Genomic DNA, 22,555 nt, shown 5'->3' with positions numbered 1-22,555 from the left:
CCTGTATAAATTGATTAAGCTTCGTTTGTATTTCTCACTTTTACGTGATAAAAAACATTTGGTTTAGTTCCGACATGCTCCAATAAATGGTACATACGGTCACTTTCCTTTAATGCTGCTATTTTACTTTCCTTGTCGTTAATATCCCCAAACGTCATTGCTCCGTTGCTACATGCCGCAGAGCACGCTGTTTGGAACTCACCATCCTCAACCAAACGACCATCGCGTTTAGCATCTAAAATAGTCTTCTGAGTTTTCTGGATACACATAGAACATTTTTCCATTACCCCTCTAGAACGAACAGTAACATCTGGGTTGATAACCATCTTCCCTAGGTCATTGTTCATATGGTAATCGAACTCGTCATTGTTGTTGTATAAGAACCAGTTAAAACGTCTTACTTTATAAGGACAGTTGTTTGCACAATATCTTGTACCCACACATCTGTTGTACGCCATATGGTTTTGTCCTTGACGTCCGTGTGACGTAGCAGCAACAGGACAAACAGTCTCACAAGGAGCATGGTTACAGTGCTGACACATTACAGGCTGGAAAGCCACCTGAGGGTTTGCAGAAGGGTCCTCCATTTGACCAAATCCACCCAAGGAACCTTTATCCCCGAACAAGCCATCGAATTCTTCTTTCTTAATGTTATCCCCTTCAAAAGTTTCTTCGGAAGAGTAGTATCTATCAATACGCAACCAGTGCATATCCCTAGACTTCCTAACCTCTTCTTTCCCAACTACCGGTACATTATTTTCCGCGTGACACGCTATAACACATGCGCCACAACCCGTACATGCATTTAGATCTATAGACAAGTTAAAATGATGCCCAATAGAACGATCAAAACTACCCCATAAATCCACAGAACTAGCATCTACCGTTTGGTGGTCTAAAGAAACCACAGGAACAACATTCCATTCGCGCGAATCCTTCGTATTAAATATCTCTAGAGTAGTTTCTTTTATAATATCTCCCCTACCCATTAAAGTCTTATGCAACTGCACACAGGCAAACTCATGCATTCCTTGGGTTTTCTCGATGCTTACGGATTGTACGTTAGAGAAATCTTTGTACAAAGTATAAGCATTTACCCCTGTCTGCATTTCTGCCTGCATTCCTGCTTTCTTACCATAACCAAATGATAAACCAACAGAACCGTTAGCCTGACCTGGCTGAATGATAACAGGAACATTATTCAAGACAACACCGTCTACCGTAAGATTTACATAGCTACCGTTTAAACCACCATCAGCCACATTCTCATTAACCAAACCTAAACGCTCAGCATCGGCTTTGGAAACAGTAAGGTAGTTATCCCAAGACACTCTTGTAATAGGATCCGGAAATTCTTGCAACCATGGGTTATTGGCTTGTTGCCCATCCCCCATACCAACTTTAGGATAAAGAATCAATTCCATTCCTTCATTAGCAGATGCAGACAACCTCCTTAGAGCAGCAGATAAATCAACCGGAGCTTCAGCTTCTTCACTTGCTTCTACGACAGCTGCTGCAGTTGTAGTGAATACACCATCGTGCAAAGCTTGGTTCCAGTCACTTTCTCCAAGTATTCCCGCAGACCAAGTCTCTTTTATATAGCTGTAGTACGTTTTATCACTTCCAATCCAGTTCAACAAAGAAGTTTGAAACTGCCTAGAATCGAACAATTCTTTAATAGTAGGCTGTGCCAAACTATAGAATCCTTTTTTCAGCTGAGCATCACCCCAAGACTCCAAATAGTGATTCGCAGCACCTACATACTGAACCACTTCCGTAGTTTCCGTACGGGTTGTAGAAAAAGCTACTGAAAGCGCCACTTTCTCCAATCCTGCCACAAAATCGGCAGCGTTTGCCAAAGAGTAAACCGGATTCACACCATCTATCAACAAGGCTCCAACTTTACCGGCTTTCATATCAGCTATTAAAGCATTAACAGCCTTAACACTTCCCTGTCTTACATACTTAGGAGCAGCAGCATCAAAAGCCTTACTTCCCAAGAATTCATTTATCGCCAAGACTATTGCCTGAGCGTTTATATCATCAATACCAGTAACTACTACCGTATTGGATTTATTTTTCAATACCTGAGCAACCACAGCATCGACAGCAGCTTTCACATTATCAGAAAGACCAACAGAAACTGAAGTTCCACTTAATTTCCCATAGAAATAAGCCAAAGCAAGCTTTTGCTCAGAAGGTTTTAACGGCACACGCTTATCAGCATTCGCACCAGTCAAGGACATATTTGCCTCGAACTGCACATGCCTCGACATTTTACCGTTCTTCGGAACACGTCCCTTTGAATAACCACTATCATAACCTCCACCTTGCCAATCTCCTAAGAAATCAGCACCGAAAGAAACAATCAATTCTGCTTTTTCGAAATCATAATCAGCCAAAGCTCTTTCGCCGTATTTTGATTCAAAAGCAGAAAGCGCAGCATCTTCAGAAATAGTATCATATGTTACATGATCCACATTCCCATAGACCTCTTTAAACTCTGCAATCAACCTAGAAGTAGAAGGACTCGCATAGGTTTGCGTCAAAACAGCAATCTTCTGAGCCCCTCCTTTAAGAGATGCTAATTTAGCTTTTACAGCCGAATCCATTTCTTCCCAAGAAACCGCCTCTCCATTAAACAAAGGCCCTTGCAAACGATTGCTATCGTACAATGACAGTACCGAAGCCTGGACACGTGCATTTGCACCGCCTGCAACCTTGGCATCCGTATTGTTTTCTATTTTAATCGGCCTTCCCTCTCTAGTCTTTACCAAAATACTAGCAAAGTCAAAACCATTGGCAATGGTGGTAGCATAAAAGTTTGCCACCCCAGGCACAATATTATCCGGTTTAACTACATAAGGAATAGATTTTGTAACCGGCCCTTCACAAGCAGCTAAGGAAGCTGCAGCCGTACTAAACCCAACATACTTAAGAAAATCCCTTCTATTAGTAGAGCTAGCCGCCAACGTTTGCTTATCCTCCAAGAATTCACCTGTTGGAATCTCTTGAATAAACTCATTCTGTCTTAGCGTCTCAACAATGGAATCGTTAGGATTTAACTCCGCCTCGCTTTTCCAATACTTTTTGTTTGATGACATATGATATATCTAAAATTATCTTCTAGTTAATTTGATTAATAGTGACATTTACCACATTCCAATCCACCCATTTGAGCAGCTGTAAGTTTCTCTACACCGTATTTCTTAGAAAGCTCTTCATGAATTTTCTCATAATAAGCATTCCCCTCTACTTTCACATCTGTTTCACGGTGACAATTAATACACCATCCCATAGTTAAAGGAGCATATTGATACATCACTTCCATTTCCTCAACGGGACCGTGACAAGTCTGACACTCTATACCCGCTACAGAAACGTGCTGAGAGTGGTTAAAGTAAGCAAAATCAGGAAGATTATGCACTCTCACCCATTCTACCGGTTTCGTCTCACCCGTATACCTCTGATTGTCTTTATCCCAACCAACAGCATCATACAACTTCTGAATTTCTTTTGTATAGAATTCATTTGTATACCCATTAGCCAAATCCTCTGCACTAGGCCCTTCCGGATTCCCCTTATACTCATCAATAGACTTATGACAGTTCATACAAACATTCAATGACGGAATTCCAGAGGTTTTAGAAACCCTAGCAGAAGAGTGACAGTACTTACACTCAATATTATTATCTCCGGCATGGATCTTATGCGAATAATGTATCGGCTGAATAGGAGCATAGCCCTGATCTACCCCTACCTGCATCATCCACCCATAAGCGAAGTAAGCACCATTCAATAAAAGAAAGATCACAAAGACAATTACCAAAAACTGATTCTTGGCAAAAGCTTTCCAAATCGGAGTACCTTTTTTAGCAGCTTCTTTTTCCAACAACACCCCATTAGCCTCGGCAATACGTCTCAATGTAGAATTTACCAAAAACAACATCACCACCAACAAACCAAAAACCAACACCAAGGCACCAAGAATCAATTCATTGGAAATCCCGGATGATTGAACTTGCCCCGCACCAGCACCGGCTTCTGCGCTAACAACAGGCTTAGGAGCCACCGGAGGCGCATCGGTATACGCCAAAATATCCTCCAACTCCTGATCAGACAAGGTTGGAAAGGCAGTCATCGCCGCCTGATTATACTCATTGTAAATCTTTACAGCTGCTGCATCACCAGCCTTAATCATAGCTGAACTATTCTTAATCCACGAATACAACCATTCCCTATCGTGCTTCTCTGTCACCCCAGCTAAGGGCGGACCGGTCATTTTCTTTGTTAGAGAGTGACACGCAGCACAATTCTGATTAAATAATTGCTTCCCCTTTACAGGATCGCCCTCCCCGGACGACACAGCAGACGACTCCTGAAGAACAGCAGTTTCTTTTGCATGAAGCGAATTGGAAAGCAGTAGTACAACTACCAAACTGACACCTAAAATTCTAGAAATTAGATTGCGGTATGGAACCTTTTTCATATTAAAAATATTTCTGTCGGACTTTTGGCATGATTTTTTCGTATGTAAATAATACACCCTTTCTAAACCACGCCCAAATTGATGGCAAAAATACACAATACACTTTATTTGGGAAATGTTAAGGGATCTATAATGTATAATTTATAACTGTTCTAAATAACATTAAAATATATTGATTGATTCTTAATATTTTACATTTGCACAAAGCTAAAACAGAAAGATTATCACGCTATGAAAACTGCCTCTTTACTTACTTTTATACTCGCCTCTGCAACTTTTTGCACAGCACAACAAGCCAAAGTCAATATTCAACAAGATCAAAAGATTAACAGCTTGTTAGCGCATTACAAAAGCGTTAACGAAACCAGTAGCCATTACCGCATACAAGTAGGTTTTGGAACCGACCAACAAGCACAGGCCCTTAAAACGAATATAGACAAGGACTACCCTACGCTACCGGCAACAATAGATTTCGAATACCCCAGCTATCGAGTGCGCTTAGGGAAATTTAAAACAAAGCTAGAAGGGGAACGCACCCTTATGGATGTGCGAAAAAAATACCCAGAAGCGATGTTGCTAAAACCAAAAAAAACGACCAAATAGGTCGTTTTTTTTTGTCTTAATTCCATTTTCAGGAAGAAGTCATTTATTTCAACTTCTTCTTCACTTCAACTTCTTGGAATGCTTCCACGATATCCAATTCTCTAATATCGTTATAGTTTTTCACCTGCAGTCCACAATCGTAGCCTTTAGCCACTTCTTTAACATCATCTTTAAATCTCTTAAGCGATGATAGCTCTCCGGTATAGATAACCACACCATCTCTAATCAATCTAATATTAGAATTCCTATAGATCTTCCCTGTAGTTACCATACAACCGGCAATTGTTCCAACTTTAGAAATCTTAAAGGTCTCACGAATTTCCGCAGTTCCTGTAATCTCTTCTTTCATCTCTGGAGACAACATTCCTTCCATAGCATCCTTAAGATCATTGATAGCATCGTATATAATTGAATACATTCTGATATCTATCTCTTCTTTATCTGCCAACATTCTTGCATTCCCCATAGGCCTTACGTTAAACCCTATGATAACTGCATCTGAAGCCGAAGCCAAGAGAACATCGGACTCTGTAATAGGACCTACTGCTTTATGAATGATGTTTACTTGAATCTCTGCTGTAGACAATTTCTGGAAAGAATCGGTCAATGCTTCAACAGAACCATCCACATCTCCTTTCAGGATTATGTTCAACTCTTTAAAGTCACCCAATGCGATACGTCTTCCGATCTCATCCAAGGTTATATGACGTTGTGTTCTTACAGATTGCTCACGCAATAACTGAGAACGCTTGGTTGCGATTTGTTTCGCTTCTCTTTCATCCAAGAGCACATTAAACTTATCACCCGCCTGTGGCGCTCCGTCCAAACCTAATATGGATACCGGCCTAGATGGACCTGCCTCTTTTACGATTTTCCCACGCTCATCGTGCATAGCTTTCACTTTACCACTACAAGTACCCGCCAAGACATAGTCTCCGACTTTTAGAGTACCTGCCTGAACAAGAATAGTAGAAACATATCCTCTACCTTTATCCAAGAAAGCCTCAACCACAGTACCCGAAGCCAATTTCTTTGGATTAGCCTTCAACTCTAGAAGCTCAGCCTCTAGAAGCACCTTTTCCAACAACTCTTTAACCCCCGTACCAATTTTGGCCGAAATATCGTGAGATTGAACTTTCCCACCCCAATCTTCTACCAATAGGTTCATCTGCGCCAATCCTTCTTTAATCTTATCTGGGTTAGCATGAGGTTTATCTATTTTGTTAATAGCAAAGATGATAGGCACTCCCGCTGCTTGGGCGTGACTAATAGCCTCTTTAGTCTGGGGCATGATAGCATCATCCGCTGCCACTACAATAATAGCAATATCCGTTACTTGAGCCCCACGAGCACGCATCACCGTAAAGGCTTCGTGACCCGGGGTATCCAAGAAGGAAATTTTCTGTCCACCCTCCAAGGTTACACCATAAGCTCCGATATGCTGGGTAATCCCACCACTCTCACCTGCAATAACATTTTCTTTTCTAATATAATCCAGCAAAGAAGTCTTACCGTGATCTACGTGTCCCATCACCGTTACAATAGGAGCTCTAGCCACTAAATCTTCTTCTGCATCCGGCTCTTCTACAATACTTTCTTCTAGGTCTGCTGTAACAAATTCTACTTCATACCCAAATTCATCAGCTACAATAGACAGGGTTTCAGCATCCAATCGTTGGTTCATGGTCACCATGATACCCAAAGACATACAGGCCGAAATAATCTTCGTCGTTGGCACATCCATCATCGTTGCCACTTCGCTTGCCGTAACAAACTCCGTAACTTTCAAGATCTTGCTTTCCAACTCTTGTTTTTCAAGATCTTTTTCAGTCTGCTGACGGTGCTGATCTCTCTTATCTCTTCTATACTTGGCGCCTTTACCCTTTTTAGATTTCCCTTGAAGCTTCTCCAAGGTTTCTCTTACCTGCTTTTGAACATCTTCTTCAGTAGGCTCTACCTTTGCGGCAGGAGTAAAACGCTGTCCTGGCGCACGTCTTACTACCGGCCCTCTTGGTCTAGCTGCTGCTGGTTTATTAGCATCGCCTCCCGCTCCTGGCTTGGTAACAATTCGTTTCCTTCTTTTCTTTTTATCGGCAGCATCCCCTGCCTTCGCTACTTCCTTCTTTTTCTTAGGTTTCTCAAACTGTGTAAGGTCAATTTTGGCCCCCATAATTTTCGGCCCAGAAAGTTTCTGGTATTTCGTGGTAATCACTTCGGTCTCTATAGCGCGTCCGTCTTCACCAACAATAGCTTCTTTTTTGTCTGTCTCCACCTTCTCGGCTTCTTTTTTCTCTGTTACCTCCTTCACTGGCGCCTGCTTAACCTCGTCGGTCTTCTTCTCAGTTTCCTTTACTACAGGAACATCTTTCACTTCCTCTTTTTTCACGGGCCCTGTCTTTTTAGGCTCAGCTTTCACCGGCGCCGCTTTCACAGGTTCCTCTTTCACCGACTCCTCTTTTACAGGAGCTGGTTTTACCGGCTCTGCCTTTTGAGATTCAGGAGCTGCAGCCTCCACTTTGGGCGCCACTTCTTCTTTTTCTACCGGAGCATCCACTTTGTCTACGGTCTTTTCGACTACAGGTTCAGAAGCTTTCCCAACAGTTACTTCCGGAGCTGTTTCGGGCTCTTTCACTGTTTTTTCTTCTTCCTTTGGAGCGACTGGAGTTGCGGCCTTCTTAGGTTGGTCCAGATCTATTTTCCCGACCGTTTTAGGTCCGGCTAGCTCTACTCTTGCTTTCACAATCCCTTCCTTAGCACGCTTTTCTCTTGCGAGTTTTTTCTCTTCTTGCTCTTGCTCCAACTGCAATCTTATAGCCTCCTTCTCCTTCCTCTTCTCTTCACCAACTTCTTTGGACGCAACTTTCTTGCTCATGTCCGTTTGGAACCCGTCCAAAAGAACTTGGTATACCTCATTGGATATTTTAGTAGTAGGCCTTGCTTCTATGTCATGCCCTTTGGACCCGAGATAGTCTACCGCCCGGTCCAATGAAATATTCAGTTCTCTTAGGACTTTATTAAGCCTTATCGTTGCATTATCTGCCATAAATAAATAATTCCTATTCTTGTAATTTACTGCTAATATATAGCTTAATCTTCTAATTCTTCTTTAAGAATTCGCACAACCTCTAAGATTGTCTCCTCTTCCAAATCGGTTCTTTTCACCAAATCCTCCACATCTTGCTCCAAGACGCTTCTAGCGGTATCCATTCCGATCTTCTTAAATTCCTCTATGATCCATGCTTCAATTTCGTCAGAGAACTCTGTAAGCTCTACATCCTCCTCGACTCCTTCACGGAACACATCTATCTCATAACCGGTCAGCTGTCCTGCCAACCTAATATTATGACCACCTCTACCTATCGCCTTGGATACTTCCTCTGGCCTTAGGTAAACTTGTGCCGTCATTTTTTCCTCGTTCAGCTTCACTGAAGAAACCTTGGCCGGACTCAAAGCCCGGGTAACCAACAACTGAGGATTATTGGTCCAATTAATAACATCTATGTTCTCATTGCCCAACTCACGTACAATACCATGAATCCTTGATCCTTTCATACCCACACAAGCACCAACAGGATCAATACGATCATCATAAGAATCTACAGCCACTTTTGCCTTCTCCCCAGGGATACGAACCGCCTTCTTTATGGTAATCAAACCATCGAAAACTTCTGGTATTTCCTGAAAAAACAGTTGCTCCAAAAACAATGGAGAACACCTAGACATGATAATTGTAGGCTTATTTCCTTTCAACTCAACGCTTTCAATTATCCCGCGAACATTATCGCCTTTTCTAAAGAAATCGGACGGAATCTGCTTATCCTTAGGAAGGATAATCTCATTTCCTTCGTCATCCAAAAGAATGATAGCCTTGTGCCTAATATGATGCACTTCTGCCGTATAGATCTCTCCTTCTAGATCCTTAAAATGCTTATAGATCGTAGTATTATCGTGTTCGTGAATCTTAGAAATAAGATTTTGCCTTAGGGCTAAAATAGCCCTTCTTCCAAGATCAATCAATTTCACTTCCTCAGAAACATCTTCACCTACTTCAAAATCAGGCTCTATCTTTCTGGCCGCGCTTAGAGAAATCTCTTCATTAGGATCTTCTACCTCCCCATCTTCCACAACAACCCTATTCCTCCATATTTCCAAATCGCCCTTATCAGGGTTTATGATAATATCGAAATTGTCATCCGAACCAAATTTCTTCTTTAACGCATTCCTAAAAACATCCTCCAAAATCGCCATTAGCGTTACTCTGTCAATGAATTTATCATCTTTAAATTCCGAGAAAGATTCGATTAGCGCAATATTTTCCATTTTCGTACTACAATTAAAATTTTAATACAACTTTAGCTTCTTTTATATCAGAAATTGCAATTTGTTGCTTTTTCTGAACCGTAACTTTACCTTTTCCAACAGGTTTTGGCTCTCTAGCTTTCCACTCTAAGGTAATATCGTCTTCCGTTGCTTCGGTCAACTGCCCTTCGAGCTCTCCCTCTTGCCCCTGAAGCTTTACTTCTATGGTCCTTCCTAAATTTTTACGGTATTGTCTTGGCAATTTCAAGGGAGATGCCGCTCCAGCAGAAGCAACTTCCAATGCAAAATCTTCTTCATCCCTATCTATATTATGTTCAATAGCCCGACTAACAGTCATACAATCCTGAACCGTCACACCGTGATCACCATCGATAACAATTTTTATCTTATGATCTGGAGTCATCGAAAAATCAATCAAAAACAGTGATTCATTCTCCTTTAACACCCCCTCTAAAAGCTCAACAACTTTATCTTTCAACATAAATCTCAATTTTACTCTACACCTAGCCTCAACAACATTAAAACCAGGCGCCATCACTATTCTGCAAAAATATGCAGAACCACTATTTCAACCCCCTAAGAGCCGTCTTTATTCTCTACTTCCAGATAAAATATTGTGAACAAAAGAGGGGACAAATTGTCCCCTCCCGAATACTTTATATCCTTTCAGCAGCGCAAATATACAATTTTTTTGCATCATTCAACAATCTAAATCACTTAATCTAAAAAGATTACCCTTCACAAACCCTATCCTACCCCCAACACCAAACACCTAAACCAATTACCAAGAGCGCTTTTAACACCTTAAACCAAGTTGATTTTAAGGCAAAAAAAATCCCGAAACTTTTCAGCTCCGGGATTCCCAACTTTCAGTTGGCCTACTAGGACTCGAACCTAGAACGACTGGACCAAAACCAGCTGTGTTGCCAATTACACCATAGGCCACTGTGCTATTTGAGCGTGCAAATATAAAATATACTTTTGAAATAAAATAATATATTTTACTTAAAAAAAACACACAAGGTCTTCATAAATACAAAACCCTTTAAACTTGAACGTTTAAAGGGTTTTCTGTACTTGTTGGCCTACTAGGACTCGAACCTAGAACGACTGGACCAAAACCAGCTGTGTTGCCAATTACACCATAGGCCACCGTGCTATTTGAGCGTGCAAAGATAGAGCTTACTTTCGATTACGCAAACATTTTTTCAAAAAAAATAAAAAAATAATCCTGCCCCTTGTTAAAGCTTTATAAAAATAATGTCATCATCTCTATTATAATTATTAAATTCGCCTTTTTGCATAAACCACAAAGCGCATGTTTTCAAAGAATTTCAAGCAATGGGACACCATCATGGGATGGTCTGTATTTTCAATAGCCCTTATTACTTACGGATTAACCGTAGAACCTACCAGCAGTTTCTGGGATGCAGGTGAATATATAGCCACCTCGGCAAAATTACAGGTAGGCCATCCTCCAGGAGCACCATTATTACAGATGATAGGCGCATTTTTTGCTATGTTTGCCCTCGAGGCCGATCAGATCGCAAGAATGGTCAACTATGTGTCTGGGGTTTCTAGCGCCTTTACCATTCTGTTTATGTTCTGGACCATTACCAATCTGACCAGAAAATTAATCGTCAAAAACGAAGCTCTTACCAATAGTAAGGCTATAGCTATATTAGGAAGCGGAATTGTGGGCTCCCTGGCCTTTACTTTTACAGACAGCTTTTGGTTTAACGCCGTAGAAACAGAGGTATATGCCATGGCTAGTTTAATCATGGCGCTACTATTGTGGCTTGGCCTAAAATGGGTAGACGATTTAGAAAACCCGAGAGGCAATAAATGGGTCGTCCTTATTTTCTTTGTAATCGGACTTACCTTTGGAGTTCAATTCATGGGCTTTTTGGCCATTCCATCCGTAGGTTTACTCTATTACTTTAAAACTTACAAGACCACTACTGTCAAGAATTTTCTACTTGCCAATATCACCGTAGTGGCCATATTAATGTTGGTTTATAAATTTTCCCTTACCTATGTTTTAAAAGCCTTTGGTTGGAGCGAGGTGTTCTTTATAAATACTATCGGACTCCCCTTTAATTCGGGAACCATCATAATGGGCCTAATTTTTATAGCAGCCTTTTATTTTGGATTGAAATATACCCGCAAGAACAATTATTTTACAGCAAACACCATTGTGCTGTGTTTAATGTTCCTTTTCCTAGGATTTTCTACATGGGTCATGCTCCCTATCAGGGCCAATGCCAATGTAGTGATCAACGAAAACGACCCTTCAGATGCCCGTTCCTTATTAGCCTATTACAACAGAGAACAATATCCTGGCGTAGAAAGCCCTTTTTACGGGTCCTATTACTCTAACTCCTTTGCCCCTGCTGGAGAAGAAATGGACGAGAAACCTAAATATGAGCAGGACGAAAAAACAGGCAAGTATATCATCGTCAACCACTATAAAAATGCATTACAAGGCCCTAACCCAAACCATGTAGGCCTATTGCCAAGGTTGTGGAGCGAACAGAATGCCGAAAATTACATGAAGTATTTTGATCCCTTGACCTTTAAAATCAAATCGTCCTACCTAGGGAACCAAGAACTAAGGAATGCCGTGAACCAATTTAAAGACGGCTATGCCAAAGGAGAAATAGATACCGCGCAATATGTGCGTTTTTTAAGGGAATTTAGCGAATATATAGACGTTACCCCCCCTACCCTCGCCCAAAATATCCGCTATATGTTCGAGTTTCAGTTCGGATATATGTACTGGCGCTATTTTATGTGGAATTATGTAGGTAAGCAAGACGATATCCAAGGCCGATACGACAACCACGGTAACTGGCTGAGCGGAATTAACTTTATAGACAGTGCCCGCCTTGGGAGCCAAGAAAACCTACCTAGCGACATTAAGAACAATAAAGGAAGAAATACCTATTTCTTTTTACCCCTTATCTTGGGCATCATTGGTATATTTTTCCAGATCAGTAAAAACCCAAAACAGTTTTGGGTCCTTTTTGTCTTTTTTATATTTACCGGTATCGCCATACAGTTTTATACCAACCCTGCCATTTTTCAACCTAGGGAACGCGATTATTCCCTGGTAGGATCTTTTTATATTTTCGCCATCTGGATAGGATTGGGCGTGTATGCACTTTTTGAGGAATTCAGAAAATTAATCAACCCAAAAATATTGGCCCCGGCAATTACCGTCCTTTGTCTTTTTGCCGTTCCAGGAGTCCTGGCCTTTCAAAACTGGGACGACCACGACAGGTCTAATAGGTATACCGCCACTTCTACGGCACACTCTTATTTAGGATCTACCCAAGAAAACGCGGGCGCCATATTGTTCACCATAGGCGACAATGACACCTTTCCGCTATGGTATGCCCAAGAAATAGAAGGCTACCGCACCGATGTAAGGGTTATCAATACCAGCCTTTTTGCTACGGATTGGTATATAGACCAGATGAAAATGCAAGCCTATGAAAGCGAGCCTATTCCATCGCAACTGACCCATGAAAAGTACCGATTTGGATCTAGAGACGTTATTTATTACAACGGACTTACCGAAAACCGATGGGATATTAAAGACTTTATGAACTGGGTAGCCAGCGATAAGGAGCAAACAAAATTCAGGTCTATCCTTCAAAAACAAGGTGCCGATCTTAGTCAGTACTCCGAAAGCAATTTAGATGTAGTGTATTACCCTACCAATAAGATTAGGGTTCCGGTGAACAAGAAAAACGTTCTTGAAAGTGGTTTGGTAAAAGCAAAGGACTCGGCCCTGATCGTCGATTATATCGATATTGACCTCCCTAAATCTGCCTTGCCAAAAAACAGGATCTTAATGTTAGATATATTGGCCAACAACGACTGGAAACGTCCTATCTATTTCTCTGGCGGGAGTTTTGACAATGCCGAATATATCTACATGAAGGACTACCTTCAGTTAGATGGCTTGGTATATAAATTGGTTCCTATAAAAACCAAAAACCAGAGCGCCTATGAAATGGGCCGTATCGACAGCGATTTAATGTACGATATTGTTAAAAAATGGGATTGGGGAAATTCAGGAAGCCCAGATATTTACCACGATGCGCAGATCAGGATCCAAGGATTGTCTTTCCGTGGCAATTTAGCCCGACTTACGGAAACCTTGATCAATGAAAACAAGATCGAAAAAGCAAAGGACATCATTGACCTTACCATGAAAAACTTGCCGGTTGAGCATTATGGCTACTACACCTTTGTAGAGCCTTTTGTAGATGGATATTACAAAGTTGGAGAAACGCAAAAAGCTAGAGACCTCTTCCATAAACTTAAAACTATTTACCAAGAAAGATTAAATTATTATGCCGGTTTACCCTTTAACGAACAACAGCTTAATTTAAGCGAAATTATCCCCGATTTAGAGGCGTACAGCAGAAATATAGATATCTTGATTAGAAATAGGGACAAGGAACTTGCCGAAAAAGAAACGCTTATTTTTAACGAATACGTCAATAAATTTGAACGGTTTTACGGCAGCAGTCCTTTAGATGACATAGATCCCTCAGCTACTAATCCAGATTCTATGAAAATGGAGTCTATTCCCGAGTAAAAAGAGTAGTTCACTTACCAAAACAAGTAACACAGAAATTCCCGGGTCTATGGCTCGGGATTTTTTTATGGTTATAAAGGTTATTATTTGGGCGTTCCCTCCTTCGTCGGGCGGGCCCTTGGCTATATCCCTTGCTCCGCTGCGGGGATGCCGCCCCGGTCCCTAACGCAGAAAAACCCCTATAAGAACACAAACCAACACCATTGATTCATTCTATCATTTAGAACAAGGACTAATACAAAACAGGAATACATAGTCAGATATAATCAAATTTCTTACAGAAGAAGAACCTTGGAAAGAATGAAACAAGCAACAGAAATAGCCCTACTTTTTCCGAATCAACCGTAATGGCAGCGATTCTAAAGCCTACGACCCCATTTATCAATAAAATCACAAGGATGTTTTGGAGGAGGAGCCAATTTAAATCCCTTCCAATATGGAGGCTCTAAATTTTATACACAAACCATCAAACCTAGGTTTTGCACCCGGTTTATTTTAGGTAAACATTATAGTAAGCACTATATAGTCTTCTTCACAAAGTATCTTAAAAAAACCTGATACTCTTATAAGGTACTATTATAGCCTTCTACAACTAGCAAAAAAAATGAATTAAGATAGCCTTATAACAACAGCTGGGTTTTATCACAAAGAAAAAACCAACAAACTATCGCTATACTACCAAAGGGAATTCTACTTTTAGATATATTCGTTTAAGATCCCAATCAGGGTATTGGCATCCTGTTCCCCACTTTGGCGCCAAACCATTTCCCCTTTCCTGTAGATCATCAGCGTCGGAAGTCCACTTACCCTTAATGCCCTAGAAAGCTCTCTGTTCTTATCCACATCAATTTTTATAACCTTGCCCTTATCGCCCAAAGCAGCTGCCACATCCTTTAAAACCGGATGCATTGAAGTCGAGGGTTCGTTCCATTCCGCATAAAAATTTAACAGCACCGGAACATTAACATCTATTAATTCGCCAAATTTAGACATATACCATGTGTTTGGTTATACTCAAAAGTAAGAAAAAATACGAAAAGGTTAACCCAACGCAGTCTTTTGCTTCTAAAGCTACATTAAAATCAGCTCAAGGCCTTCTTTTTTAAGGTAATCACCGTTATCTCTGGCCATATCCCTACCCGACCAGGGTAGCCCAAAAACCCAAAACCACGGTTAACATTTATCAACTGCCCCCTTTCCTCATACACTCCGGCCCAGTATTTATAGCGCCACTTCGCCGGACTCCATTTAACCCAACCAGGGATCTCTATACCAAATTGCATCCCATGGGTATGGCCACTTAAGGTAAGGTGATAGTGCAGTTTATCATGAAGGACCACATCTTCCCAATGCGAGGGATCGTGGCTCATCAGTATTTTAAAATCATTTTCACCTATCTGTGCCGTAGCTTTCCCTAGGTCCCCAGCCTTTTTAAATCCACCTCTTCCCCAATTCTCCACCCCGATAAGTGCTATTTTATCGTTGCCCTTTTGCAAGTACTGGCTTTCGTTCAACAACAAATTAAACCCTATATCTTTCTGCAAGGCTTTTAAAGCCTCAAGATTTTCTTTTTTCGCAGCATCGGTCTCCCAATTCACATAGTCCCCATAATCGTGGTTCCCCAAGACGGAATACTTGCCGTCTTGGGCCTCCAAACCAGCAAAAAGATCTTTCCACGGATACATTTCCTCTGCCTTATTATTAACCATATCGCCTGTAAAAACAAGCAGATCGCTTTTTTGTCGGTTAATAAGGTCTATGGCATAAGTAATTTTCTCCCTATTATCGAAACTGCCACTATGTATATCCGAGATTTGAGTTATTTGGTAACCATTAAAAGCGTTTGGCAAATCCTCAAATTCCAATTCGTACTTCAACACCTTAAAATTATACTTCCCCTTATACATTCCGTACAACAAGGCCGAGAACGGCAGCGCAGCAATGCCCATCGCTATAAGACTTAAAATTCTGCGACGTTCGGGAAAACTAAACTCCTTGGATTTTCCGAAAATTTTATGGTAGGCAGCAGTAAGAAACCTAAACATATCCTCAGAAAACAAGAATACCATCGTTATCAACTTAAAGGTAAGCATGGCCAATAAAAAACCAAAGGAATAACTTTTGGCGATACTGAGCACCCGCCCTTCGTTATCGCCCCATGTAAATTGGTAAATAAAATTTCCCAACACCAAAAACGACAGCAACATATACAAATAATATACCCACGGAAATCGAGAGGCGGTCCGTAAGGCCTGTAGAGTATATATTCCAAGTACTATGTAAATGACAACGAAAACTATCCAACGCAACATAAGCTTATTTTAATAGGTTTAAAGGTATTTCATTTTATGACAGCACCGTCTATTCTTTTACAATCCGCACTACCTCTTTCAAAATATCTAAATTACTGATCAGAATTTCGTCGTCCTTTAAAAAGCCAGGGCTACTCATAGGTATTACAGGGACTACTTCCAAGTTTTTTTGGAATTGCACCCCCGACAAATGAATTGCTTTAAACCCCTTCGATTTAAAATTGTTCACATTATTTGGACGCACACCTCCACCAGGCATAATAGTACAGTTTGCAGCTTGTTCCTGTAATTGCATCAAAGTATCAATACCTTTTAAACTAGAAGGCTGCTGCCCCGAACTCAAAATTGTTTGGACCCCCATAGATTCTAGTTGCACCAAAGTCTCCCAAGGGTCGGCCACCCAATCAAAAGCCCTGTGGAAGGTAAATTCCAACGGTTTCGCCAAATCGACCAATTCCTGGGTGCGAACTACATCCAAGGTACAATCGCGCTGTAATACTCCAGCAACTACCCCATTAAACCCCATATCGACACAGCGTTGAATATCGTTTTTCATAATCTGGAACTCATAGTCCGAATAACTAAAATCGCCACTTCTTGGTCTAATAAGGACATTGACAGGGATGCTGATATATTCCTTTACCAATTTCAGAAACCCCGATGAGGGGGTAAGCCCTCCTACGGCCAGTTCTGCACAAAGTTCAATTCTATCAGCGCCAGCACTTTGGGCATTTATGGCAGATTCTATGGAATTGGCACATACTTCTACAATCATATTTCTTATATTTAATGCCTTAAATTTAAGTATCACAAAGCAATGAAAAGAAGAAACTTCCTTAAAAATTCGACCCTTAGCACCGCAGGTCTAATTACAGCCCCAATTTTAGCCTCTTGCCAAGAAGATAAAAAAGCCTCTATCCTACCGAACGAAGGAGGAAAAGCAATCATTCCTATTGCCATTTGCACGTGGAATTTTATGAATGCCACGGCAAAAGCCTGGGAAGTTTTAGACAAAGGAGGTTCTGCCCTTGATGCCGTAGAGCAGGGCGTTATGGTTGAAGAGGCCGACCTAAGCAACGAAACCGTAGGGAACGGAGGAAGGCCCGATAGAGACGGGAATGTAACCCTTGATGCCTGTATTATGGACAAGGATGGCAACTGCGGGGCGGTATTGTGCATGGAAAATATAGAACACCCTATTTCTGTGGCCCGCAAGGTGATGGAAGACACCCCTCATGTAATGCTAGCAGGAAAAGGAGCCGAACAATTCGCGTACGAAAAGGGCTTCCCTAAAGTAAACCTACTGACCGAAAAGGCCAAGAAAGATTGGTTGGCATGGAAGGAGACCTCTAAATACGAAACCATCATTAACATAGAAAACCACGATACTATAGGCATGTTGGCCATCGATAAAAATGGGGATATTGCAGGTGCTTGTACCACTAGTGGTATGGGATACAAAATGGCCGGAAGGGTTGGCGACTCCCCTATTATTGGAGCAGGACTATTTGTCGACAATGAAGTAGGTGCTGCTACAGCTACAGGTGTAGGCGAAGAAGTGGTAAGAACTGTAGGCAGTTTTTTGATCGTAGAATTAATGCGTCAGGGAAAATCGCCACAAGAAGCCTGTGAAGAAGGTGTAAAACGTATCATGGCCAAAAATAAAGGCCGTAAAGATTTCCAGATCGGATTTATTGCCATTAACAAAAAAGGCGAAACCGGAGGCTATTGCGTACACCCAGGATTTAGTTACCGCTCGTATTCCGAAGAAGGACATTTTGACAAAAAACCGGAATCATTTTACCAATAGTACTATATATAGCATAAAGTATACAATTTAATAGATCCTAGACATCCAAAATGGCAGAACAAAAAAAACTTTTCCTACTCGATGCTTTCGCATTAATTTTCCGTGGGTACTATGCCCTCATAAAAAACCCCAGAATCAATTCCAAAGGCATGGACACCTCTGCTATCATGGGATTTATGAATTCGTTATTGGATGTCATCCGGCGCGAGAAACCAGATCATCTTGCGGTTTGTTTCGATAAGGGCGGCAGTGTAGACCGTACCGAAATGTTTGCCGATTACAAGGCCAACAGAGATGCAACTCCCGATGCCATTAAAATTGCTGTACCTTACATACAAGAGATATTAAAGGCCATGCACATTCCGGTCGTGGAACTAGAAGGCTGGGAAGCCGATGATATTATAGGAACCTTGGCCAAGCAAGCAGAAAAAGAAGACTACAAGGTATTTATGGTTACCCCCGACAAGGACTTTGGACAATTGGTCTCCGAAAACATTTTTATGTACCGCCCAGCACGTATGGGCAACGGGATAGAAATTTGGGGTATCCCAGAAATCCAAGAACGTTTTGGCGTAGAACGTCCAGAGCAGGTTATTGACTATTTAGGGATGATGGGCGATGCCAGTGACAATATTCCAGGCCTCCCAGGTGTTGGGGACAAAACCGCTAAAAAATTCATTGAACAATTTGGTTCCATGGAAGGTCTTTTGGCCAATACCGATAAACTAAAGGGCAAAATGAAGGAGAAGATTATCGAAAATGCCGAATTAGGTATTCTGTCCAAAAAATTAGCCACCATTTATACCGATTGCGAGGTTACCTTTAACGCCAAGGATTATGAACTAACCATGCCCGATGGGGATAAGGTGCAGGAGATTTTTGAAGAACTGGAGTTTAGAAGATTAAAAGATCAATTCCTAAGATTGTTTACTAGAGACACCGAAGAATCTGAACAGGCATCAAATGACAAGCCAACCGAACAAAAGCCAACATCCGAGGCCGGAGTAGGTCAGTTTTCCCTCTTTGGGGGTGGTGACGATGCTGCATCGGGAACCATTAAAGAAAGTTCTAGCCGAAAAACCATCAAGGAGGTAGCCCACGTCTATCAAAGCGTTGTTCCAGGGATAGCTATGAAGCTTTTCCTTCAAAATATCATGAAGCAAACTTCGGTGTGCTTCGATACCGAAACTACTGGTTTGAATCCGCTTACCGCAGAATTGGTGGGCATAGCGTTTAGCTGGGAAGCAGGGAAAGGCTTTTACATTCCCTTTCCGGAAGACAAGACAGAAGCACAAGAAATTATTGAGCAGTTACGTCCCTTTTTCGAGGCAGAACACATTGAAAAAATAGGTCAGAATTTAAAATACGATATTAAGGTACTGCGAAAATACAATATTACTATCAAAGGGAAATGTTTTGATACCATGTTGGCCCATTACCTCATAAATCCCGATATGCGCCATAACATGGATATATTGGCCGAGACCTATTTAAACTACACCCCTGTCTCTATCACTGAACTCATTGGCAAAAAAGGAAAAAACCAATTGTCGATGCGCGAAGTACCCTTAGACCAGCAAACCGAGTATGCGGTAGAAGATGCGGATATTACTTATCAGTTGGCACAACATTTTAGGCCAGAATTAAAGGAAGCCAATACCGAATCCTTATTCAACGATATAGAAATACCGCTACTACATGTTTTGGCAGCCATGGAAGAAGAGGGAATTAAACTAGACAAGGCCTTTTTAAATTCACTGTCCCAAGCGTTAAATGACGACATTAAAGCGTTAGAGACACAAATATACCAAGATGCCGGAGCCGAATTTAATATTGCTTCCCCAAAGCAGTTGGGAGAAATATTGTTTGACAAATTAAAATTGGTAGCCAAACCGAAGAAAACCAAAACAGGTCAGTATTCTACTTCTGAAGACGTGCTGTCCCTTTTGGCCAAAGATCACGAAATTATTCAGCGTGTATTGGATTACCGTGGATTGGCAAAATTAAAAAGCACCTATATAGATGCGCTACCGGAACAAATAGAACCCAGCACAGGAAGGATACACACAGATTATATGCAAACCGTAGCAGCTACGGGAAGGTTGAGCAGTAATAACCCCAACCTACAAAACATCCCTATACGAACCGAAAGAGGAAGACAGGTACGAAAGGCCTTTGTACCCAGGGATGAAAATTATCTTTTGTTAGCGGCAGATTATTCACAGATAGAATTGCGGATCATCGCTGCTCTTAGCGAAGAGCCTACTATGATAGAAGCTTTTAAAAATGGCGAGGATATTCACGCCTCTACCGCCTCAAAGGTCTTTAACGTACCTCTTGCCGAAGTTACCCGCGAACAACGAAGCAATGCCAAAACCGTAAACTTCGGGATTATTTATGGCGTATCGGCCTTTGGTTTAAGCAACCAGACAGCCCTATCGCGTGCCGAAGCAAAAGAGTTGATAGATACTTATTATGAGACATATCCAAAATTGCGAAGTTATATGAGCAATCAGGTAAATTTTGCAAGGGAAAACGGTTACGTACAAACCGTTTTGGGCAGGCGTAGGTATTTAAAGGATATTAATGGAAGCAATGCCATCGTAAGAGGCGCAGCAGAACGCAATGCCGTAAATGCCCCTATTCAAGGAAGCGCAGCCGACATTATCAAAATTGCAATGATCAATATCTATCAAAAACTACAAGAAGGGAATTACAAAACCAAAATGCTCCTTCAGGTACATGATGAATTGGTCTTTGATGTATACAAGCCAGAATTAGAAGAAATAAAAACCATGATAAAGTCGGAAATGGAACATGCTTACACCCTACCTGTACCATTAGACGTAGAAATTGGTATTGGCGACAATTGGCTAGAAGCCCATTAAGAATTTAACCAAACAGCTTACTAAAATGTCCCATTACCCTAGTAATGGGACATTTTTTGGTTATTGAAACCGCGCTGCCTCCAATTTTTTCTTAAAAAAAGGAAAATAATCCATGACACAAGAAAGAGAAAAACATGTTTTGAAAGGATCTTTACATCGATAGATCTTAACTGAATTTCTTTTTTATCCCCTATGTGTATTTGTTAAATTTTAGGTGAAAATATATATATTGTATGTCGCCGACATTTCTTAATTTAGCTAACCCCCAAGGCAATACAAAATTGTATTTCATCGGAAAAGCGGCTTTTTTTAACCCTAAAAAAGAAAAAACTATAAATAATAAGAAACAACCATTTGGAATTCAACTTAATAATTGTACATTTGCAGCCCGTTAAACGGGATAGAAGTGTTTAATAAATAAATTTATTTAGTGTGGATACATTAAGCTACAAGACGATTTCGGCCAATAAGGCAACCGTTGAAAAACAATGGTTACTAGTTGATGCTGAAGGAGAAACATTGGGCCGTCTTGCTTCTAAAGTAGCTCAGTTACTTAGAGGGAAGCATAAACCTAATTTTACACCACATGTTGATTGTGGAGATAATGTTGTTATTATCAACGCAGAAAAAATCAACTTAACTGGAAAGAAGTGGGATTCAAAAACCTATGTCCGTCATACCGGATACCCAGGAGGCCAGAGGTTTACAACAGCTAAAGAATTGTTGGCCAAGGACCCAGCAAAAATTTTAGAAAAATCGATTAAAGGGATGTTGCCTAAGAACAAATTAGGTGCTGCTTTATTCCGTAATCTAAAAGTAAATGCAGGTTCTACTCACAATCAAGAAGCTCAAAAACCGACAGCAATTAACGTAAACGACCTTAAGTAATATGGAAATAATTCATAAGATTGGTAGAAGAAAAACAGCGGTTGCCCGTGTTTATGTTTCTCAAGGAAATGGAAATATCACTATTAACAAGAAAGATCTTGGTACGTATTTCCCAACTCCAACTTTGCAGTACAAAGTAAAACAACCTTTTGCATTGACTAACAACGAAGAAAACTTTGATGTTACTGTTAATGTTTACGGTGGTGGTATTACTGGACAAGCAGAAGCTGTTCGTTTGGCAATCTCTAGAGCATTATGCGAAGTAGATGCTGAAAACAGATTAGTGCTTAAACCAGAAGGACTTTTAACTAGAGATCCAAGAATGGTTGAACGTAAGAAATTCGGTCAGAAGAAAGCTCGTAAGAAATTCCAGTTCTCTAAACGTTAATACTTGGTTTGGCCGGTTATTTGAATTTATTTCACCTAACTACCTTACTGTTCAAATCCCTTACAGGATTTAAAAGTTACAAAAGCCCTATTTATAGGGAAGTTACAATTGTTCATTGAAAACCCTTGTCATAGGGTAATAATAATTCCGGAAAGTGACCACAAACCATCCTAGCGACCGTTTGGGCTTCCCGAACCGGAAAAAATTAGTTTAGCATCTAAATATTAAAGGCTGTCCCTAGGGCC

Annotated in this window: 15 protein-coding genes and 2 tRNA genes; 7 read left to right on the top strand and 10 right to left on the bottom strand. The window is 40.9% G+C overall.

Features of this window, described 5'->3' with window-relative positions; translation table 11 throughout:
- Positions 1–14 precede the first annotated feature (14 nt).
- Both BUA16_RS08735 and BUA16_RS08730 read right to left on the bottom strand, forming a co-directional pair.
- Positions 15–3,104 (bottom strand): TAT-variant-translocated molybdopterin oxidoreductase, encoded by a 3,090-nt coding sequence (locus BUA16_RS08735; RefSeq protein ID WP_072764369.1) that lies wholly within the window; start codon positions 3,102–3,104, stop codon positions 15–17.
- A gap of 35 nt (positions 3,105–3,139) precedes the next feature.
- Positions 3,140–4,489, bottom strand: a complete 1,350-nt coding sequence (locus BUA16_RS08730) for a c-type cytochrome (protein WP_072764368.1) — start codon at positions 4,487–4,489, stop codon at positions 3,140–3,142.
- A 231-nt stretch (positions 4,490–4,720) separates the two neighbouring features.
- Between BUA16_RS08730 and BUA16_RS08725 the strand changes: the two genes are divergently transcribed.
- Positions 4,721–5,092: an SPOR domain-containing protein gene (locus tag BUA16_RS08725; RefSeq protein WP_072764367.1), complete on the top strand. Its 372-nt coding sequence runs from the start codon at positions 4,721–4,723 to the stop codon at positions 5,090–5,092.
- A gap of 43 nt (positions 5,093–5,135) precedes the next feature.
- Here the strand turns inward: BUA16_RS08725 and infB are convergent, their stop codons facing one another.
- The 5 genes from infB to BUA16_RS08700 form a co-directional block, all read right to left on the bottom strand.
- Entirely contained in the window at positions 5,136–8,135 is a 3,000-nt protein-coding gene (infB, locus tag BUA16_RS08720; protein ID WP_072764366.1) for a translation initiation factor IF-2, read from the bottom strand.
- Between the two features lie 44 nt (positions 8,136–8,179).
- A complete protein-coding gene (gene nusA / locus BUA16_RS08715; RefSeq protein WP_072764365.1) occupies positions 8,180–9,412 on the bottom strand; it encodes a transcription termination factor NusA in 1,233 nt (410 codons plus the stop codon).
- A gap of 13 nt (positions 9,413–9,425) precedes the next feature.
- Positions 9,426–9,893 carry a ribosome assembly cofactor RimP gene (gene rimP, locus BUA16_RS08710; protein WP_072764407.1) on the bottom strand — a complete coding sequence of 156 codons (468 nt, stop codon included), beginning with the start codon at positions 9,891–9,893 and terminating at the stop codon, positions 9,426–9,428.
- 392 nt (positions 9,894–10,285) lie between these two features.
- Positions 10,286–10,357, bottom strand: a tRNA-Gln gene (locus BUA16_RS08705).
- Positions 10,358–10,492: 135 nt separating this feature from the next.
- A tRNA-Gln gene (locus BUA16_RS08700) sits at positions 10,493–10,564 on the bottom strand.
- Positions 10,565–10,730: 166 nt separating this feature from the next.
- On the opposite strand from BUA16_RS08700, the gene BUA16_RS08695 reads away from it, so the two are divergent.
- The gene (locus BUA16_RS08695) at positions 10,731–14,024 is read left to right on the top strand and encodes a DUF2723 domain-containing protein (RefSeq protein WP_072764364.1); all 3,294 of its coding nucleotides are present in this window, start codon (positions 10,731–10,733) and stop codon (positions 14,022–14,024) included.
- Between the two features lie 696 nt (positions 14,025–14,720).
- On the opposite strand, the gene BUA16_RS08690 is transcribed toward BUA16_RS08695, so the two are convergent.
- The 3 genes from BUA16_RS08690 to BUA16_RS08680 form a co-directional block, all read right to left on the bottom strand.
- Positions 14,721–15,017, bottom strand: a complete 297-nt coding sequence (locus BUA16_RS08690; RefSeq protein ID WP_072764363.1) for a thioredoxin family protein — start codon at positions 15,015–15,017, stop codon at positions 14,721–14,723.
- Between the two features lie 89 nt (positions 15,018–15,106).
- A complete protein-coding gene (locus tag BUA16_RS08685) occupies positions 15,107–16,336 on the bottom strand; it encodes a metallophosphoesterase (protein WP_072764362.1) in 1,230 nt (409 codons plus the stop codon).
- 49 nt (positions 16,337–16,385) lie between these two features.
- Positions 16,386–17,111 (bottom strand): copper homeostasis protein CutC, encoded by a 726-nt coding sequence (locus BUA16_RS08680; RefSeq protein ID WP_072764361.1) that lies wholly within the window; start codon positions 17,109–17,111, stop codon positions 16,386–16,388.
- Positions 17,112–17,153: 42 nt separating this feature from the next.
- Between BUA16_RS08680 and BUA16_RS08675 the strand changes: the two genes are divergently transcribed.
- From BUA16_RS08675 to rpsI, 5 genes are all read left to right on the top strand, one after another.
- Positions 17,154–18,146: an isoaspartyl peptidase/L-asparaginase family protein gene (locus tag BUA16_RS08675; protein WP_072764360.1), complete on the top strand. Its 993-nt coding sequence runs from the start codon at positions 17,154–17,156 to the stop codon at positions 18,144–18,146.
- A gap of 50 nt (positions 18,147–18,196) precedes the next feature.
- Positions 18,197–21,034, top strand: a complete 2,838-nt coding sequence (gene polA / locus BUA16_RS08670) for a DNA polymerase I (protein WP_072764359.1) — start codon at positions 18,197–18,199, stop codon at positions 21,032–21,034.
- 233 nt (positions 21,035–21,267) lie between these two features.
- Positions 21,268–21,429, top strand: coding sequence for a hypothetical protein (locus BUA16_RS18630; protein ID WP_178338863.1), 162 nt, complete (start codon positions 21,268–21,270; stop codon positions 21,427–21,429).
- A 37-nt stretch (positions 21,430–21,466) separates the two neighbouring features.
- On the top strand, positions 21,467–21,922 hold the full coding sequence (rplM, locus tag BUA16_RS08665) for a 50S ribosomal protein L13 (protein ID WP_072764358.1): 456 nt from the start codon (positions 21,467–21,469) through the stop codon (positions 21,920–21,922).
- Position 21,923: 1 nt separating this feature from the next.
- Positions 21,924–22,310, top strand: a complete 387-nt coding sequence (gene rpsI, locus BUA16_RS08660) for a 30S ribosomal protein S9 (RefSeq protein ID WP_072764357.1) — start codon at positions 21,924–21,926, stop codon at positions 22,308–22,310.
- The last annotated feature ends 245 nt before the right edge of the window (positions 22,311–22,555 follow it).

The organism is Arenibacter nanhaiticus (genome assembly GCF_900141935.1).
GTDB lineage: Bacteria > Bacteroidota > Bacteroidia > Flavobacteriales > Flavobacteriaceae > Arenibacter > Arenibacter nanhaiticus.
Note: the sequence above shows the minus strand (reverse complement) of the source record. Positions and strands in the feature narration are given on the sequence as shown.

Bases quoted from the DNA above. Each gene is read 5' to 3' on its own strand.
- BUA16_RS08725 (WP_072764367.1), top strand. From the start codon at position 4,721: ATGAAAACTGCCTCTTTACTTACTTTTATACTCGCCTCTGCAACTTTT.
- polA (WP_072764359.1), top strand. From the start codon at position 18,197: ATGGCAGAACAAAAAAAACTTTTCCTACTCGATGCTTTCGCATTAATT.
- infB (WP_072764366.1), bottom strand. From the start codon at position 8,135: ATGGCAGATAATGCAACGATAAGGCTTAATAAAGTCCTAAGAGAACTG.
- nusA (WP_072764365.1), bottom strand. From the start codon at position 9,412: ATGGAAAATATTGCGCTAATCGAATCTTTCTCGGAATTTAAAGATGAT.
- rpsI (WP_072764357.1), top strand. From the start codon at position 21,924: ATGGAAATAATTCATAAGATTGGTAGAAGAAAAACAGCGGTTGCCCGT.
- BUA16_RS08690 (WP_072764363.1), bottom strand. From the start codon at position 15,017: ATGTCTAAATTTGGCGAATTAATAGATGTTAATGTTCCGGTGCTGTTA.
- BUA16_RS08675 (WP_072764360.1), top strand. From the start codon at position 17,154: ATGAAAAGAAGAAACTTCCTTAAAAATTCGACCCTTAGCACCGCAGGT.
- BUA16_RS08680 (WP_072764361.1), bottom strand. From the start codon at position 17,111: ATGATTGTAGAAGTATGTGCCAATTCCATAGAATCTGCCATAAATGCC.
- rimP (WP_072764407.1), bottom strand. From the start codon at position 9,893: ATGTTGAAAGATAAAGTTGTTGAGCTTTTAGAGGGGGTGTTAAAGGAG.
- BUA16_RS18630 (WP_178338863.1), top strand. From the start codon at position 21,268: ATGTCGCCGACATTTCTTAATTTAGCTAACCCCCAAGGCAATACAAAA.
- BUA16_RS08685 (WP_072764362.1), bottom strand. From the start codon at position 16,336: ATGTTGCGTTGGATAGTTTTCGTTGTCATTTACATAGTACTTGGAATA.
- BUA16_RS08730 (WP_072764368.1), bottom strand. From the start codon at position 4,489: ATGAAAAAGGTTCCATACCGCAATCTAATTTCTAGAATTTTAGGTGTC.
- BUA16_RS08735 (WP_072764369.1), bottom strand. From the start codon at position 3,104: ATGTCATCAAACAAAAAGTATTGGAAAAGCGAGGCGGAGTTAAATCCT.
- BUA16_RS08695 (WP_072764364.1), top strand. From the start codon at position 10,731: ATGTTTTCAAAGAATTTCAAGCAATGGGACACCATCATGGGATGGTCT.